Raw genomic sequence first — 16,855 nt, 5'->3', positions numbered from 1 at the left:
GTATCTTTCAATATATACAAGCTAACCTCGAGAATTATTTCCGCCACTTCACTGCTGTTTCAGAATAGCTTTGTCAGGGCTGTAGTTCTTTGTGTGAATGAGTTTTTCCAATACTTTTTTGAGGATGCCTCGTACCCAACAAGAACTTTTACTATCTTTGTGTCGTTAACGCTAAAGAAGCAAGTTGTTAAATAAGAAATCAGCAGGAGGACAGAAGATGGATCCAATGGAATATATAGTACCCAACAGAAAGCGTTTGCCTTACGGTATGATGAACTTCGCAGTCATCCGCCGCGAAGACTATTATTATGTAGACAAAACCCGCTTCATTCCTATGATAGAGCAGGCAGACCGGTTCTTTTTCTTCATCCGTCCCCGCCGCTTCGGCAAAAGCCTCACGCTGAACGTACTGCAACACTACTACGATGTGCGTACCCGCGATAAGTTCAACGACTTATTCGGCGACCTCTACATTGGGAAGCATCCCACAGCAAACCGCAACAGCTATCTGGTGCTTTACCTCAACTTTTCAGGTATCACCGGCGAACTGAACGATTATCGAAAAGGACTGGATGCACATTGCCAAATCCGCTTCGACTTCTTCTGTGAAGTCTATTCTGACCTCCTGCCACAAGGTATCAGAGAACGATTGGACGAAAAGGACGGGGCTGTCAACCAACTGGACTATTTGGTTTCGGAGTGCGAACGTGCCGGACAGAAAATGTATCTCTTCATCGACGAATACGACCACTTCACCAACGCCATCCTTTCCGATGCGGAAAGTTTGCACCGCTACACTGATGAAACGCATGGCGAAGGTTATCTGCGTGCTTTCTTCAATAAGGTGAAGGCAGGAACTTATTCCAGCATAGAGCGTTGTTTCATCACCGGCGTAAGCCCCGTAACGATGGATGACCTGACGAGTGGCTTCAACATCGGCACAAACTACTCACTTACCCCTCAATTTAACCAAATGATGGGGTTCACCGAAGAAGAAGTGCGCGAAATGCTGACTTACTATTCAACGAACAGTCCTTTCCGCCATACTGTTGACGAATTGATAGAAATAATGAAACCATGGTACGACAATTATTGCTTCGCGCAGGATTGTTACGGTGAAACTACCATGTACAACTCCAACATGGTGCTCTACTTCGTGAAGAATTACATAGATAACGGCAAAGCGCCACGAGAAATGATAGAAGATAATATACGTATCGACTATGAAAAGCTGCGTATGCTCATTCGAAAGGATAAGGAGTTTGCACACGATGCTTCCGTCATTCAAACTTTAGTGAGTCAAGGTTATATCACCGGTGAACTGAAGAAGGGTTTCCCTGCCCTCAACATCACCAATCCGGACAATTTTATAAGCCTGCTCTACTATTTCGGAATGTTAACCATTAGCGGAATAGATAAAGGCAAGACCAAACTGACCATTCCGAACCTGGTGGTTCAAGAGCAGCTCTACACTTATTTGCTGAATACCTACAACGACGCAGACTTAAATTTCAGCAGCTACGAAAAGAGCGAACTTTCAAGTCAGCTCGCCTATGATGGCAATTGGCAAGCCTATTTCAGTTACATTGCCGACTGCCTGAAACGTTATGCATCCCAGCGTGACAAGCAAAAGGGCGAATTCTTCGTTCACGGCTTCACCTTGGCCATGACTGCGCAAAACCGCTTCTACCGTCCTATCTCCGAGCAAGATACACAAGCGGGTTACGTCGATATTTTCCTCTGTCCCATGTTGGACATATATTCTGACATGAAGCACAGCTACATCGTTGAGTTGAAGTACGCCAAATATCGCGATTCTGAAAACCGTGTGGAGGAATTGCGTCAGGAAGCCATCGCCCAGGCCAACCGCTATGCCGACACGGACACGGTGAAACAAGCTATTGGCTCCACGCAACTACACAAGATTGTAGTGGTATATAAAGGTATGGAAATGCGGGTATGCGAAGAGTTATAATGAACAATCTCTTCACCCTTCACTTTTCCTTGTATTATCCTATCTATAAGCAGTTTATAGGTGAAGGGTGTTCCCTTCACCCATCCTTTCACGTTTTTTCTTTTTCAAATTGTACCTTTCCACAATAAAAGCACTACCTTTGTCAATCATGTATGTAATATACAATATAAAATGAACGACAATAAATTAAAAAACAAAACAGTCCCTTTCAACTACGCCCGCTGCTACAACGAGCAATGTCCGAAAGCTTGTAACTGCCTGCGTCGGGTGGCTGCACTTCTCACTACCGCTGACACGTCCTACATCAGCATCGTAAACCCAATGTGTATTCCGGCCACCGGCATTGACTGTCCTCACTTCCAAAACGCAGAAAAGATACATGTGGCATGGGGTATCAGCCACCTGCTGGACAACGTACCTTATAAGGACGGAACAAACATCAAGCAACAACTGATCGGGCATTTCGGAAAAACTCTTTACTATCGCTTTTATCGCGAAGAACGCTTCCTAAGCCCCGCGGACCAAAACTATATCCGCCAACTTTTTCGCCGGAAAGGTATCACCGAAGAACCAGTCTTTGACAGTTACACGGATGAGTATAATTGGTAAAGCTGCGTTCTAACTAGTTTCCAGCCTGCTGAAACTTTTTGTTTCCAGCGCTAGAAACTAAAAGTTTCATACGGTGAAACGATTCGTTTCTCACCGAGAAACAAACTGTTTCACTATGGGAAACCATTCGTTTCAAAGTATGAAACAAAAAATGGAACTAGTTGAAAACAAAAGAAACCCTGATGAAAAGGCAGGTGAAGCTTAGGCCTTCACCCGCTATCACCGATGAACAAAGCGATGCAGAAGATGTTGAAGAGGTGAGAGGAATTTGAAGAGAAAAAGATAAGATATTTATTTCAACTACCTTACCTTCATTAGAGTTAGAACGCACCTTTATTAATTACAGTTTCTTCAGGTATAATTCCTATCTCATCAGGAAACAGCCATTATATTATTCGCTTGTTTCTATCTTTTTGATGATTCGTGCCGGATTGCCGGCTACGATTGTCATCGCCGGAACATCTTTAGTTACCACGCTACCGGCTCCCACTATCGCTCCATAGCCAATCCTTACACCTGGAAGTATGGTCGAATTTATGCCAATCCAAACATTGTCCTCAATCACAAAAGGAATCATACGGTCGTAGAGGTCAAGTGATTATTTTTAGTGTTATAGTTAAAATTTATCTACTACACTTGCAAGTTCTCTCATTAATTTGTTTCTTTGTCTTTAAGGATTGAATAAAGCCTCATATAAGGCTAACAAATTTATTCATCACCTATAATGAAAGAATTATGAGTAACAGAGAACTATCTAACAGAATTGAATATTTTGTGGGATGTATAGGAGCTTTCGCTGAAAAATATTCCTTAAGTAACAGTCAGGCATACAAATACCTGAAGCGTTTTTCCGGCTTGGATTTCTTAGAAGAATTCTATGATATCGAACATACATTCTCCATAGAGGAAGCTGTGGATGATTTAACGAAAATCTGTCAACGAAATGGAGGAGCTTTAGCATGATTCTTTACCACGGTTCAAATATAGAAATATCCCAAATAGATATTGATAAAGGAAGAAAAGGCAAAGACTTCGGAAAAGGGTTTTATCTGAGTGAAGATATTAAACAAGCCGAAAAGATGGCAAGTTTAACGACATTCAGACAAGGAAAAGGGGTTCCTGTTGTTTCTAAGTTTATGTTTGATGAATCTATTCTAAATGGTAAAAGTGATATTAAAATCAAACAGTTTGGCGGATATACCATAGAATGGGCTGAATTTATTCTATTAAATAGAAACAATAATACCAATATTCAAGCCCATGATTATGATATTGTAATAGGTCCCATTGCTGATGATACTGTAGGTCTCCAATTAAGACGATTTATTCAGGGATATATAAACATATCACAATTAGTGAATGAATTATCATAATATCCGCCCTACTATACAATATTTCTTTGGAACTCCCGCTGCAATTAATTTACTAAAAAGTTATGAATAAGGAAAAACAATTTTTAGTTGAATCTTTAGGAAAAGAACTGATAGAAATGCTTATGAGCGACTACGGATGGGATTTGCAAAAATCTATGGATGTACTGTATTCTTCTGAAACTTTCGCAAAATTAGAAGACGAACGTTCCGGCTTATATTATCAAGGAGCCATATATGTCTACAGTTTTTTAAAACAGGAAATAGAAAAGGGGACTATTGATTAAAATCAAATACTCCCCCATAATACAGACAGCCGATATGTGTGCATGAGAGCTAATCGAAAACACTCAATATTTATCGGTCATTACAAATACCAACTCCCCTCCCTTCATAATTTCCGAATGATGTATCCTGAAATTCTCAACGGGTTTGCCATTCCACGTTACCGACTTCACATACTTATTCTCATGCGACAATCCTTTTGCTTGCATCGTGAACGTTTTATCATTCGGTAATGAAATAGTAACTTCTTCCACCTGTGGTGCTCCCAATATATATTCTCCCCCAATCGGATTTACCGGATAGAATCCCATTGCAGAGAATATATACCATGCTGACATTTGTCCGCAATCATCATTTCCGCATAATCCATCCGGTTTGGGGAGGTAAAAACGGTCAAAAATTTCACGAATGAGTTGTTGGGTTTTATAAGGTTGTCCGGCATAGTTATACAAATAAGCTACATGATGACTAGGTTCATTGCCATGTGCATATTGTCCGATAAGTCCGGTCACGTCTTGCGTAAACCCTGTATTTTCCGCGGATGATTCTAAAAAGAATAAAGAATCCAGTTTGTTAGCGAACTTCTCTTTGCCCCCGAATAAATCGATTAATCCTTCCACGTCGTGTTGCACGTGCCAAGTATATTGCCAGGCATTTCCTTCTGTATAATCTCCGCCGGAAGTAGCGGCATGAGACAATAAGAATGTATTAAAAGGTGTACGCCATTTTCCTTTCGAATCCTTTCCCCGCATCATAGTCGTTGAGGGATCCAACAGATTCTTATAGTAGGAAGCCCGGCGGGAGAAATAAGCATAATCTTTCTCTTTTCCTAAAGATTTCGCCATGCGGGCTACACAATAATCATCATAGGTGGACTCCAATGTACGGGAAACCGACTCTTTGGGGATGATGTCGAAAGGATAATATCCATAACGATCATAAACCTCCCAGTCCGAATGTTGATGGCTTACGGTAGAACTTCCACGAATAGCGGCATACGCCTCTTCCACGTCAAATCCTCGGAATCCTTTCAGATAGGCGTCCACGATGACAGGGATAGCATGATTGCCTATCATGCAATGTGCCTCTTTTCCCCACAATGCCCAGATAGGAAGATACCCCATCGTGCGATAGTGTTCGAGCATACTCTGTATCATTCCGTCCACCCGCTCCGGGGAGAGAATGGTGTACAAGGGATGAGCTGCACGATAGGTGTCCCAAAGAGAAAGCGTGGAATAATAAGAGCCCGTCTTCGAGGTATACACTTTATCGTCAGCACCCCGATAACGTCCGTCCGTGTCCGCCATGTCGTTGGGCTGAATAAACAGGTGATAGAGCGAAGTATAGAAATTCTTTTTCTGTTCGTCACTACCCGTCACCTTTACCCGATCAAACAAATTGTTCCATTGCCGGCAGGCCTCCATACGAATCTTGTCGAAGTCCCATCCCGGATTCTCTTTCGCTAACGCCGCTTTCGCGCCTTCCAAGCAAACGGAAGAGAGCGCTATTTTCACTTGTAGCGTATCACCTTCAGCAAGGTCGAAATCAAGAATAAGTCGTTTCGCCTTCTCCCCTCTTGCCGATGAAAGCACTTCACGTACAACATACGGTTTGTCAAAAGAGATCACATAATAGTATTGTCGCTTTACCCAATTTTCTACCACTTGATGACCTGTGATGGTATGATTATCGGGCATATCCATTTCAGCAGACAAGACATGTGTTTTCAGCCGTTCTTTATCCCAAACGATCCCGTTCTGGAGGTCTACCAGTAAGTGGGCAGGAGCAGTGGAATGATAAACGTAACGATGAAAAGAGGTACGCTGCGTGGAGGTCAATTCCACGTCAACAGCAGCATCCGTCAGTCGGACGGCATAGTATCCGGGAGACGCCTTTTCGGATTTTTTATCAAACTTGCTTCTATAGACTCCGTCTTTCACTTCCCCACTGAAAGGCAATAGAAGAACGTCTCCCAGATCGGGACACCCCGTCCCACTCAAATGCGTTTGGGCGAAACCGATAAGGGAATCATCCGCAAAGTTATATCCGCTACAATACTTCCATTCGTCATTACCCGTTTCGGGGCTTGCTTGAATGAAACCGAAAGGTACGCAGGCTCCGGGAAAGGTATGTCCGTTGTCGGAAGTACCAACGAATGGATCAGCATATCGAATATAATCATCATCCATGTCCGTCCGGAAGAACAATGTTCCATAGCCGGGGCCATCACACCATTTGGAAGCACCCTCTGCTGACATCTTGGAGAGAACCCGGCGAGTATACGGCATATCCAATCCCTTGCGGGTGACGTAATGATTGTATACGATCTCATAGATAGGTCGAAACACTCCCCGTAATTTGTCCGAAATTGTTTGCCAGTTGCAATATCGGCCCGAAATATCAGTCCACGTAGTAAAGGGAACGGATTCTCCCAAGTTATATTTCGCTGTATATTCGTAACCGGTCAACAGACGGTTGTCAAAAGCGGCGTACATCTTCTCATCCCCCTGGTTGTAAGCGGTTTCGCAGGCTTCTGCCAAATTACCCAAGCCGAACATTACGTGGTCTTGGTCGCGACCGCTCTCTTGACACTGTCCGTTCTCGCCGATATAATTCTTAATCGTTCCGTTGTCGTGCCCGTTGTAATAGAAGTGAACTGCCTGATTGTAGAGAGCCTCATCTTCCAGGAAAATACCAAAGGCCATATATGCTTTGGTAGCAGCAGCCCCCCAGTTGCCGTTTGTATATGGCTTCGCCTTGAAGAAGGTGTCCAATACAGGAATGAATACCGTTCGCAACATCTTCTCCCAGCCGGCAATCTCCGCCGGAGTGACTTTGGAATAGGTATGTTTAATTAGTTCTGCCGCGTTCGCCAACATACTGCCTTGTAGAGAGGCGCACAGTGGGTCGTCATTGTCGTTCGGACCTATTAATTTCAGCATGGCGCTGTAAGCATTCAATATCTCTATCGACTTGCGGGCATGGGCTTCATCTCCGGTGAGGGTCCACATCAAGGCGTTGAGATAAGCCGCCTTATGATCGTCTTCGCTAGGGCGTTTGGTATGTTTGTTCACTCCCAAGCGAGCTATCACTTCAAAAGGGCCTTGCATCTGATAAGTGGACGAAGCACAAGAATCAGCTTCGAGCAATCGGTAAGAACTGTAAGCCGGCTCTATCCGATGTTCTATGTAATATTTCATCCTCTCCAGGCTCTCTTTCGTATGGAGAATACCCGGATGCATGAACTTGTTCGCTTCGGACAAAGATTGTCCGGCACGTATCTTCTTCCATCTCATGAGCGCTTCAATGTAATAATAATCAGCATAGATAATAGAGGCATCTATCTCATCGTCGGCTGGATAGTGTCCGGTAGAGTGCAGCAGAAGAGCAGGATTCTTATCACGGCTTTGATACTTCTTCGTAGAAAGGTTGCGGAGCATCTTCTCTGCCAATTTATAATATTTATCTGCCCGCTCCTTATCGTCTTCCAGCGTCGACAGTTCCAACAAAGCTGAAGCGACAACCGCTGCTGCCGAAGCATCTCTGGGAGCGGTTGGGATATCGGGAGCATCGAAGTCCCAATAAGGAATCAAGTCGGCAGGCAGACGACGGATGTAGAGGTCTGCCACTTTTTCGGCAAAGCGAAGATATTCTTTGTCACGTGTTTCACGATAGACCATCGTATATCCGTAGACAGCCCACGCCTGTCCGCGCGCCCACATCGAGGCGTCGTTATATCCTTGATGAGTGATTCCTTTGATGAGTTTTCCTGTAATAGTATCGTAGACAGCTACATGATAGCAAGAACCGTCTGTACGGAAATGGTTAGCTTTCGTCACACGAGCATGAGACAAAGCGATATCATAGAGCCTCTTCCCTCCTCCATGCTTGGCAGCCCAGAAAAGAAGTTCCAGATTCATCATGTTGTCGATAATCGTGTTATGAGGCCAATTGCTTTCTTTCACTTTCCAAGGCCACGATAAGAGGGTGCCTACACGGGGATTGTAAAGTTTTGCCAGTTCGTCCGCACTTTTCAGCAGGGTATCTTTGTAATAGTTCTCTTTCGTAAGGCGATAGGCATGACCGTAGCTACAAAACATTTGAAATCCTATATCGTGACTGGTAACTTTACTCGACAGAGACTCTAACAATTTTGTAAAATGAACAGCTTTTACCTTTATCTCCGGTTCATGGCTGTATTCGTAATCATACCACAGGACTCCCGGAAAAAATCCGCTTGTCCAGTCGTGGGGACTCACCATATCCCACGATGACTTGCCGGCTTCAATAGCTCTCGGAAGTTTCGAAGAAGTTCCTAGAGCTTTCAATGTTTTATGTATTTGCCGATTACAGTAAGCCAGTTCTTTTTCTTGGGCACCGGCTATACAGATAACGCATAAACTTATCCACAAAGAGAGTATTCTTTTCTTTATCATTTACCTATATTTTTATGATGTATATAATAACAAGAGGGTGTATCGAAAGTCTACAGTAACTCAAGACACACCCTCCCTTTATCCTCTTTTTACCTATTTTTTTACCTTATAATTGGAAGGTGATTAGTTTTCTTCCAAATATTTAATCAGTTCCGCTTCGTTTCTAAAGGATTTCATCCATTTAACGGTATAAGGCGATACGCCGTCCGGATATTCAAGATCAGCAATCTTCAACTTGAGAGACATATTAAATGATTGATCCGTAGGTATCGGCTTACCTAACGTGTAACTTGCTCCCGTCACCAAATCCCAGTAATAAACAGTACCATACTCCTTCTCAACGGTAGAATAAGTGCCATGTCCGTGCTGGTTACCTTTATCATTTATTAAAGATCCATATTCGGGAGAGTCAAATGTTATCGCTTTCTTCGCTGGAAGACCTTCTATAACTACCGCTACAATAGGATAATTACCTACGTGGAAGGTTGACTTTCTCTCTATATCACCTCTATATTTTCCATTGCTTTGCAAAGCAGGTGTCACCACCAAATTATCTCCGTCTGCTGCAGTCGTTGCATTGGCCGTAGCGACCTTCCATTCGGTTCCTTTCGCATCAATAGCTCCTTCGCTCGGCGGCATACCCGATTCCGTACGGAACAGTAGTGTCCCATATCCCGGATGGTCACACCACATTGCGTCCCCTTCCGGAGAGATTCTTGAGATAACCTGTTGCGTATACGGCATTTCCAGACCTTTGCGAGTTACGTAATGATTGTAAGCAATCTCAAATACCGGTCGGAATTTTCCTCTATCGTCATCAGAGATATTATTCCATCTCACTCCTGTCACATCCGTGAAAGGTTCAAAAGGCACATCGTACCCGAGATTATACTTAGCTGTATATTCATACCCTTTCATAAGTCTGTTTTCCGATGCGCTCCAAAGCGTTTCGTTACCCTGATTATAAGCAATTTCGCAGGCTTCTGCCAGATGTCCTATCCCCAGCATCGTGTGGTTTTGGTCACGTCCGCTTTCCTGACACTGTCCGCTCTCCATAATATAGTTCGTCAAACTTCCGTTGTCGTGCCCCTCATAGAAAAACGTCACCGCTTCGTTATAGAAACTTTCGTCATCCAAAAAGATACCGAACGCCATAAAGGCCTTGATAGCAGCGGTTCCCCAGTTGCCGTTTGCATAAGGAGATTTGGCAAAGAAGTTTCTCAATACCGGAATAAATACGTTACGGAACATATTCTCCCAAGATTTGACATCCGTATCTGATACCGAAGGATAAGTATGTCTCATCAGTTCAGCGGCATTGGCAAGAAGAAATCCCTGCAAAGCAGCGCACAAGGGAGCGTCATTATCACTCATGTCTATCTCACGCAATGTGCCGGCATAAGCATTCAATATCTCAATCGACTTTTGAGCATGCGCTTCATTTTTGGTGATATTCCACATAAGAGCATTCAGATAGGCAGCTTTGTGATCCTCCTCGCTCTTAGTTTTGGTAGGATGAGGAGTCATATCTGGATTAAAACGAGCAATAGTTGTGAAAGGACCTTGAATTATATATGAAGCAGAGGCCAAAGAATTCTGCTGCAACAGTCTGTAACAGTCCACCGCTGGAGAAACATTCCCATTCACAAAGTTCTGCATTCGGGTAATGGAAGCTGTCGTGTGTAGAATACCGGGATGAACAAACTCCATAGAAGGTCCCACTTCCGTATAGTTGGGGTTCGGATTGGGCGGCGGAGGCGTATTATCTTCCTGACACGAAACAAACGTAAACAACAAGCATAATATCGGTAGTATATATTTCATTTTCATATGAATATCATTTTAAAGGTTCAAAATTCGATTACCAACCCGGATTGTTACCCAATTCGTGACCATTGGACAAAGAGTTCAGCCACTGCAAAGGAATCGGACGCAATTTAAACTTATTCTCAAACGACTCTTGCGTCAAGGTAGTCTTGATTGTCCCACCATAGATGTTGGATACATCCCAGTTGTACTTCAATACACGTTCAGCCAGTTTGCCGGTGCGTTGCAAGTCGTTCCAGCGTGATCCTTCACCAAGGAGTTCTTTGGCTCTTTCGTCCAAAATATTATCTATCGTGACATTGGAATAACGAGAAAGCCCACCCTGCGGAGAATGTTTTTCTGCACGGGAAACAACGTAGTTAATATATTTTTCGGCATTAGCCTGATCGTTGTTATTCATCACTGCCGCTTCCGCCGCAATCAGACAAGTTTCCGCCAAACGGAAGAGATAGATATCACGCGTTCCCGAACCGGATTCGTCTTCCCTATACTCCGCGTTTCCATCTTTGAATTTCCAGATAGGAAGACAGGTACGAGAAGTTGAGTTCGTTGTCTGATAAGCGCGTTTGTAGTAATCATCATTCGCCCAATTTGTGTCATCTCCCATCGGATAGTTGAACACTTTGTATCTTACTCCATTCTTGTCCGTTTCAGCCCAATACTTATATTCAGGATCGGTAGGTACCGGGAAATAGATAATCTTATCGCCTTTGGCGAACACTCCATCTACAGGAGTAGTACACTGGAACCAGTTCTTGCCTGCATCCTTTCCGTCTGTGGAACTGCTCGCATTACCATTCAAAGGACTCATAAAGGTCACAGAAGGACGTCTGTCTTTCTGCCAGTCATACATCATATAAGCAAATTTAGTAGGAATCGCCTCCACATGCATACTCGCATTACCATAATAACTGTCTTTGCCCAATCCCAGCCATCCGCCAATAGCATAAGGCATCATATACCACTGATTCCAGATATTGGTGTTGTAGTTAGCTCCGTCAGCAAAACCGATAGGGAAAATAATTTCATCGTTTATCTCATTCGACTGACGATGAACCATCGCATAGTCGTCCAACAGCTTATGTCCGGAATTAAGATACACATCTTCCGCATCCTTGAATGCGTTTTCAAAATCCTTCGGATCGGCATACTCTTCATAACCACGTGTCAGATAAGCCAACGCACGGATATGTTTCGCAGCAGCTTTGGACATGCGTCCGTAGTTGGAACCCATTTGACGCCAGGGAAGAACACGAATGGCTTCTTCCAAATCTGTAAAAATCTGCTGGTAGAAAGCGGCGCCATTCGAATACTCGACAGTATAGCTCGGCTCTTTAGACTCGTTGATTTTCAACGGTCCCTGTCCCCAGTTCCTCACAATCTCAAACAAATACCAGGCTCTCAACGCTTTGGCTTCAGCCACAAGTTGCGTCAACGCACTGGGTTCTATTCCATCAGGGTCGTCTGTCTTCAAAATGACACTCTTCGAACGATCGATAGCAGCATTTACATTGTTCAACGCATTGAAATAAGAACTCCACATCGCATAAATCGTACCGTTATTTGACTGATAAGTAGTGGTATACTGATTCATTGCCGCTACTTCCGTCGGATAATTCTGTGTGAAGACATCCGTACCTTGTTGTGTAAATATCTGATAAGTAGTCGTATTATAGATATTTTTCAAGTTTGAGTAGCAACCTACAATCAGACTCTCATATCCACCCTTTGTCTGATAGTATTTGTCCGCTGACTGGCTGGAATGGTTCACTTCGTCCAGAAAATCAGAACAAGCAGTCATTCCAAAAGTAAATAACAGAAGCGTATACTTCAAATATCTTTTGTTTATCATAGATCTGTTTTTTTAAAATGAAATATTAACACCAAGTAAAGCATTCATAGTCATACCGTCCGTATCTCCAATGTTAGTAAGATCAGGCTGTTCGGGATCAAGACCTCTGAACTTCGTAAGAATGAAAGGATTCTGTACAGTCACATAGATGCGGGCGTTATCCAGTCCCCATTTTGACATCAGTCTCTTGTTTAAAGTATATCCCAACGTGATATAGGAAACTTTCAGGAAGTCTGTTCTTTCATAGGCGATATTACCTCTGGAACCCATTTGTGAGGGACGTCCCATGGTATTCGAAGGATTCTCCGGCGTCCAATAATTAGTCCGCAGATTGTTGAAGTTCTGGCTGTTCCATTCTAATGCGAAGTTCTCAAAGAAACGGTCGTACTGTGTGGCTCCCGCCTGGAAATACATGTGGAATGAAAAGTCGAAATCATAGATTTTGAACATATTTGTCATACCTCCTGTCCAGTCCGGTGTTCTCTTGCCGTCAATGATATAGTCATCGTCCGTCAGCTTGCCGTCATTGTTATAGTCTTTAATCTTGAAGTTTCCCGGTACACAACCATATTTTGCAGCCTCTTCTTCTTCTCCCAACTGCCATACGCCAATTGTATTTTGAGTCCAGTTCGTATCTACCGGTTTACCAATAAAACGCTTGTCAGAATAGCGTCCTCTCATGCCTTGCAGATGAATGGAATAATTGCTAAGATCTTCTTCGTCAGCCAGACTTACGATTTCGTTTTTGTTGTAAGCCAGGTTGATGGTCGTATTCCAGGCAAAGTTCTTGGTCATGATATTCGCGGTATTCAACTGCAACTCAAATCCGCTGTTTCTTACGGAACCTACATTCGAAGTAACCGACGAATAACCCAAATGAACAGGAATATTACGTTTCATCAACAGGTCATTGGTAGTACGATTGTAGTACTCAATGTTACCCGAAATTCGTTGGTTTAAGAAACCGAAATCAAGACCTACGTTATATTCTGAAGTACGCTCCCAAGTCAGCATCGGATTGGCAATGTTGGCAGGAAGATTTCCCACGGAAGTAGACGTTCCGAACGGATAATATACAGACCCCGAAATGGTACCTTCGGATGCATAAGGGGACACAGAGTTGGTATTACCCGCCTGACCATAACTGAAACGCAGTTTCAGGTTAGACAACCAATCCAGATTCTTGGCAAAGTCTTCTTCAGTGATTCTCCACGCAATAGCTGCGGAAGGGAAAAGCGCCCATTTATTTCCTTCGGACAAACGTGAAGAACCATCATAACGTAAGCTAGCCGTAAGCAAATATCTATCCATCAGCCCATAGTTGATTCTACCTACATAAGACATCATCGTCCACTGGCTGAAATTGGAGCTCAAGCTCTCGATAGCTCCCCCATTCAGGTTATACCAAAGTGAATTGAAAGACAAATCTTTGCTTGCACCATACAATCTGTCGTACTGATATTTTTGAGCGGAGAACACTCCGGTCGCAGTAATAGAATGAACGGACTTCTTCCAAGTATAGTTTACAATGTTATCCCAAATCCAACTCAATGAATTATCTTTTGTCGCATTCGCCTTAGCACCTTTGGCAGTTCCCTGCTGTGCCTTTGTCCACACTCCGATATAATCCCCCATGGAAGTCTGTGTAAAGTAGGGAGAAAATGAAGAAGTAAGCTCTAAATTTTCAATAGGTGTTATTTTAAGATAAATATTGCTTTGCAGGTTGAGGCTCTTCACTTGCGAGCGCTGATTTTTGGAAGTAACCAACGGATTGAAAAGATTATTGCCGGAATATTTCCATATCTCCTCACCTGTCACCAGGCTATTGGGATGTTGAGTAGGACGCATACGGAACACATCACGCAACAAGTCCCAGTTACCTTTTTCACGAATACTGTGAACCGCATACATACTTCCTCCGAAAGAAACATGCTTATTAATAGTGATATCTATTACCGAACGCAAGTTGTAGCGTGTATATTCTTGCGGCTGAATCATACCATCTTCGAAATAATAGCCGCCAGAGAAACCGTATTTCACAGCTTCCGTGCCACCAATCGCCGACAAGCTATGGTTTGTCATAAAGGCAGGACTGGACACAGCATCCAACCAATCGAAATACTTACCTTCTTTCACTGCCTGCAATTCGGACGGGTCGGTAAAAATTTGCTCGTCTCTCTTATAAATATAGTTGGGCGATCCGCCACGGGTAGCCTCTCTTGCCAACTGCACATATTCGTCACCGGACATCATGTCGGGCAAGTTTGTATAAGATCTCACACCAACATAACCGTTATAGGAAATTTTCGGCTTACCAGTCTGTCCTCTTTTGGTCGTTACAATGATTACACCGTTTGCACCACTGGAACCATAAATAGCTGTTGCCGAAGCATCCTTCAGGACGTCAATCTTTTCAATATCGTCCGGATTGACAAAATCCAGATTACCGCCGGGAACTCCGTCAATGACAATCAAAGGAGACGAAGAGGCAGTGATAGAGTTGATACCACGAATCTTTATATCATACCCTCCACCCGGTTTGTTATTCGAACGTGTGATGGTCACACCGGACAACTCTCCTTGCAACGCACCTGCAGAGTTCGTTTTTCCACCTCTAAGCAGAGTTGTATTGGAGACAGAAGCGACAGAACCAGTCAGGTCGGACTTCTTCACAGAGCCGTAACCTACCACCACTACTTCGTTCAATGACTTCGCATCTTCACGCAATACAACATTCAGAAAGCTTTGAGCGGATATTTTTATTTTTTGTGTCGTGTAACCAAGATAAGAGATTTCAACTTCATCGCCTGCTACTACTTCCAAAGAAAAATTACCGTTCATATCCGTTATCACTCCCTTTTTTGTTTGGGGAACAATCACATTAGCACCCACCACAGGAAGGTCTGCTTCATCTTTCACGATACCTGTTATCTTCTTCTCCGAACCGCTTGCGCGTCCGTCTTTGTTTGCAGAAGAGACGTTAGGCTTTTTAGCCAAAATGATATGACGTCCTTTAATGGTATATGACAAGTTGGTCTTACTAGCAACCGCATCCAGGACATCTTTCAAGGAACTGTTCGTTTGATTAATTGTGATTCGTTGTTGCTTGTTGATTTCGTCCGAATCATAGAAAAACAAATAGTTGGTCTGCTTTTCTACCATTCGTAACACAGTCTCGAGTTTCTCATTTTTTACTGATATCGATATTTTCTTTTCCTGCGCATACACGTTACCAACTATGCCCTGCAGAATAAATAACAACAAAACAGCAAAGGTTATTTTTGTATTTTTTATGCTTCTTTTTAGGGCAAACCCATAGACAATAGGCTGTTTATTCATACATTTGTAAGTTTTAAGATTAAATACTATTCCGTTCGAAGGAAGTTTAATTTAGGAGATGCATGCATCTCTCGGAGAGAAGAGGATTCGCCAAAATCTTCTTCTCTTTTTTTAAGGCTAACTACTGTTCATAATAATGTTTTATTAGATTATACGGCTCAATTAATTGTCACTTGCCGATTATTAATACTGTATCGAATAGGGATTGAAATATTAATTATGTCCAAAATGTCTTTGATGCTTTGCCCCCGATAGAAAGTTCCGGTAAATCGGCGTTCTTTCAACTTATCAGACTGTATCCGGAAACTGACACCGTATATATTTCCCAATCGGGCTAATATACCCTCTAAATTCTCTTCATGGAAATAGTAATAACCGGAAATCCATGAGGTGTAAAGAGCCGCATCTACTTGAGCCACTTTATAAGTACCTTTGTTTTTGTGATATATATATTGTTGATTCGGAGTTAAAACGGTTGAAGAACTGACCCTCTCACTAACCAAACGAATGGAACCTTCCAATAATGTGGTGGTTACCACGGAATCAGACGGATAAGCGTCAACATTAAATTTCGTCCCTAAAGCTTCTATTTCCTGCCCGTTCACAACTACGATAAAAGGCTTGTCTTTCTGCTTGGCTACATTAAAGAAGGCTTCTCCTTCCAGATAAACAACACGCTTATCTTTTCCATATTGCGGATCATAGCGGAAATTAGTCTGACTACCCATGCTGATTTCTGTGCCGTCGGGCAAAACAACTTTATCGGCTACGATTCCATCGCCACCAACATATCGGGCAACAGGTACGGAAGAAGTATCACCCAACCACCAAAAGAGAACGGAAGTAAAAGCAACAGCTATCACCGCCACCGCTGCATAAGCCTGAACTTTTCGGAAGAGAGTGTATATTTTCCTCGGCGCCTGTTTCTGTTTCTTTTCCAGTAACCGCTGCCAGCTCTTATCCATATCAATATTACTTCCTTTAGACAAGCAAGCGTCATAGACCATCTTTGCCTCAAAAAAGATCTGTTTATTTTCAGGCGTTTCATTCACCCAATCATAAAACTGATTGATCTCTTTCTCATTCAACGAGCCTTTCAAAAATCCTATTATTAAATCTGAAGTCATGCTTTCCATATATAAATAGATACTATTTTCCTGTT

Annotated in this window: 10 protein-coding genes and 1 pseudogene; 5 read left to right on the top strand and 6 right to left on the bottom strand. The window is 43.0% G+C overall.

The window, feature by feature from the left end; all coding sequences use genetic code 11:
- Positions 1 to 217: 217 nt before the first annotated feature.
- Both Bovatus_RS00945 and Bovatus_RS00940 read left to right on the top strand, forming a co-directional pair.
- Positions 218 to 1,975 carry an AAA family ATPase gene (locus tag Bovatus_RS00945; RefSeq protein ID WP_004319306.1) on the top strand — a complete coding sequence of 586 codons (1,758 nt, stop codon included), beginning with the start codon at positions 218 to 220 and terminating at the stop codon, positions 1,973 to 1,975.
- A gap of 171 nt (positions 1,976 to 2,146) precedes the next feature.
- Positions 2,147 to 2,584 carry a DUF6078 family protein gene (locus Bovatus_RS00940; RefSeq protein ID WP_004319314.1) on the top strand — a complete coding sequence of 146 codons (438 nt, stop codon included), beginning with the start codon at positions 2,147 to 2,149 and terminating at the stop codon, positions 2,582 to 2,584.
- Between the two features lie 391 nt (positions 2,585 to 2,975).
- Here the strand turns inward: Bovatus_RS00940 and Bovatus_RS00935 are convergent.
- Positions 2,976 to 3,149 (bottom strand): annotated as a pseudogene (locus Bovatus_RS00935) (DapH/DapD/GlmU-related protein); the annotation flags it as partial.
- A gap of 170 nt (positions 3,150 to 3,319) precedes the next feature.
- On the opposite strand from Bovatus_RS00935, the gene Bovatus_RS00930 reads away from it, so the two are divergent.
- The 3 genes from Bovatus_RS00930 (at position 3,320) to Bovatus_RS00920 (ending at position 4,241) form a co-directional block, all read left to right on the top strand.
- Complete coding sequence (locus Bovatus_RS00930) at positions 3,320 to 3,547, top strand: DUF3791 domain-containing protein (protein ID WP_004297431.1); 228 nt, start codon at positions 3,320 to 3,322, stop codon at positions 3,545 to 3,547.
- Positions 3,544 to 3,957, top strand: a complete 414-nt coding sequence (locus Bovatus_RS00925; protein ID WP_004297430.1) for a DUF3990 domain-containing protein — start codon at positions 3,544 to 3,546, stop codon at positions 3,955 to 3,957. Before Bovatus_RS00930 ends, Bovatus_RS00925 begins: the two co-directional genes overlap by 4 nt.
- Before the next feature lie 62 nt (positions 3,958 to 4,019).
- Positions 4,020 to 4,241, top strand: coding sequence for a hypothetical protein (locus tag Bovatus_RS00920; RefSeq protein WP_004297428.1), 222 nt, complete (start codon positions 4,020 to 4,022; stop codon positions 4,239 to 4,241).
- A 63-nt stretch (positions 4,242 to 4,304) separates the two neighbouring features.
- Here the strand turns inward: Bovatus_RS00920 and Bovatus_RS25795 are convergent, their stop codons facing one another.
- The 5 genes from Bovatus_RS25795 to Bovatus_RS00895 all read right to left on the bottom strand — a co-directional run bounded on the left by Bovatus_RS25795 (position 4,305) and on the right by Bovatus_RS00895 (position 16,829).
- The gene (locus tag Bovatus_RS25795) at positions 4,305 to 8,675 is read right to left on the bottom strand and encodes a GH92 family glycosyl hydrolase (protein WP_004297427.1); all 4,371 of its coding nucleotides are present in this window, start codon (positions 8,673 to 8,675) and stop codon (positions 4,305 to 4,307) included.
- Between the two features lie 123 nt (positions 8,676 to 8,798).
- Positions 8,799 to 10,505 (bottom strand): DUF4979 domain-containing protein, encoded by a 1,707-nt coding sequence (locus Bovatus_RS00910; protein ID WP_052587880.1) that lies wholly within the window; start codon positions 10,503 to 10,505, stop codon positions 8,799 to 8,801.
- Between the two features lie 31 nt (positions 10,506 to 10,536).
- A complete protein-coding gene (locus Bovatus_RS00905; protein ID WP_004297425.1) occupies positions 10,537 to 12,354 on the bottom strand; it encodes a RagB/SusD family nutrient uptake outer membrane protein in 1,818 nt (605 codons plus the stop codon).
- A 12-nt stretch (positions 12,355 to 12,366) separates the two neighbouring features.
- The gene (locus Bovatus_RS00900; protein WP_224440798.1) at positions 12,367 to 15,516 is read right to left on the bottom strand and encodes a TonB-dependent receptor; all 3,150 of its coding nucleotides are present in this window, start codon (positions 15,514 to 15,516) and stop codon (positions 12,367 to 12,369) included.
- Between the two features lie 335 nt (positions 15,517 to 15,851).
- Positions 15,852 to 16,829: a FecR family protein gene (locus Bovatus_RS00895; RefSeq protein WP_004297423.1), complete on the bottom strand. Its 978-nt coding sequence runs from the start codon at positions 16,827 to 16,829 to the stop codon at positions 15,852 to 15,854.
- Positions 16,830 to 16,855: the final 26 nt, after the last annotated feature.

This window comes from Bacteroides ovatus, assembly GCF_001314995.1.
GTDB classification, from domain to species: domain Bacteria; phylum Bacteroidota; class Bacteroidia; order Bacteroidales; family Bacteroidaceae; genus Bacteroides; species Bacteroides ovatus.
This window is presented reverse-complemented; position numbering and strand designations above follow the sequence as displayed.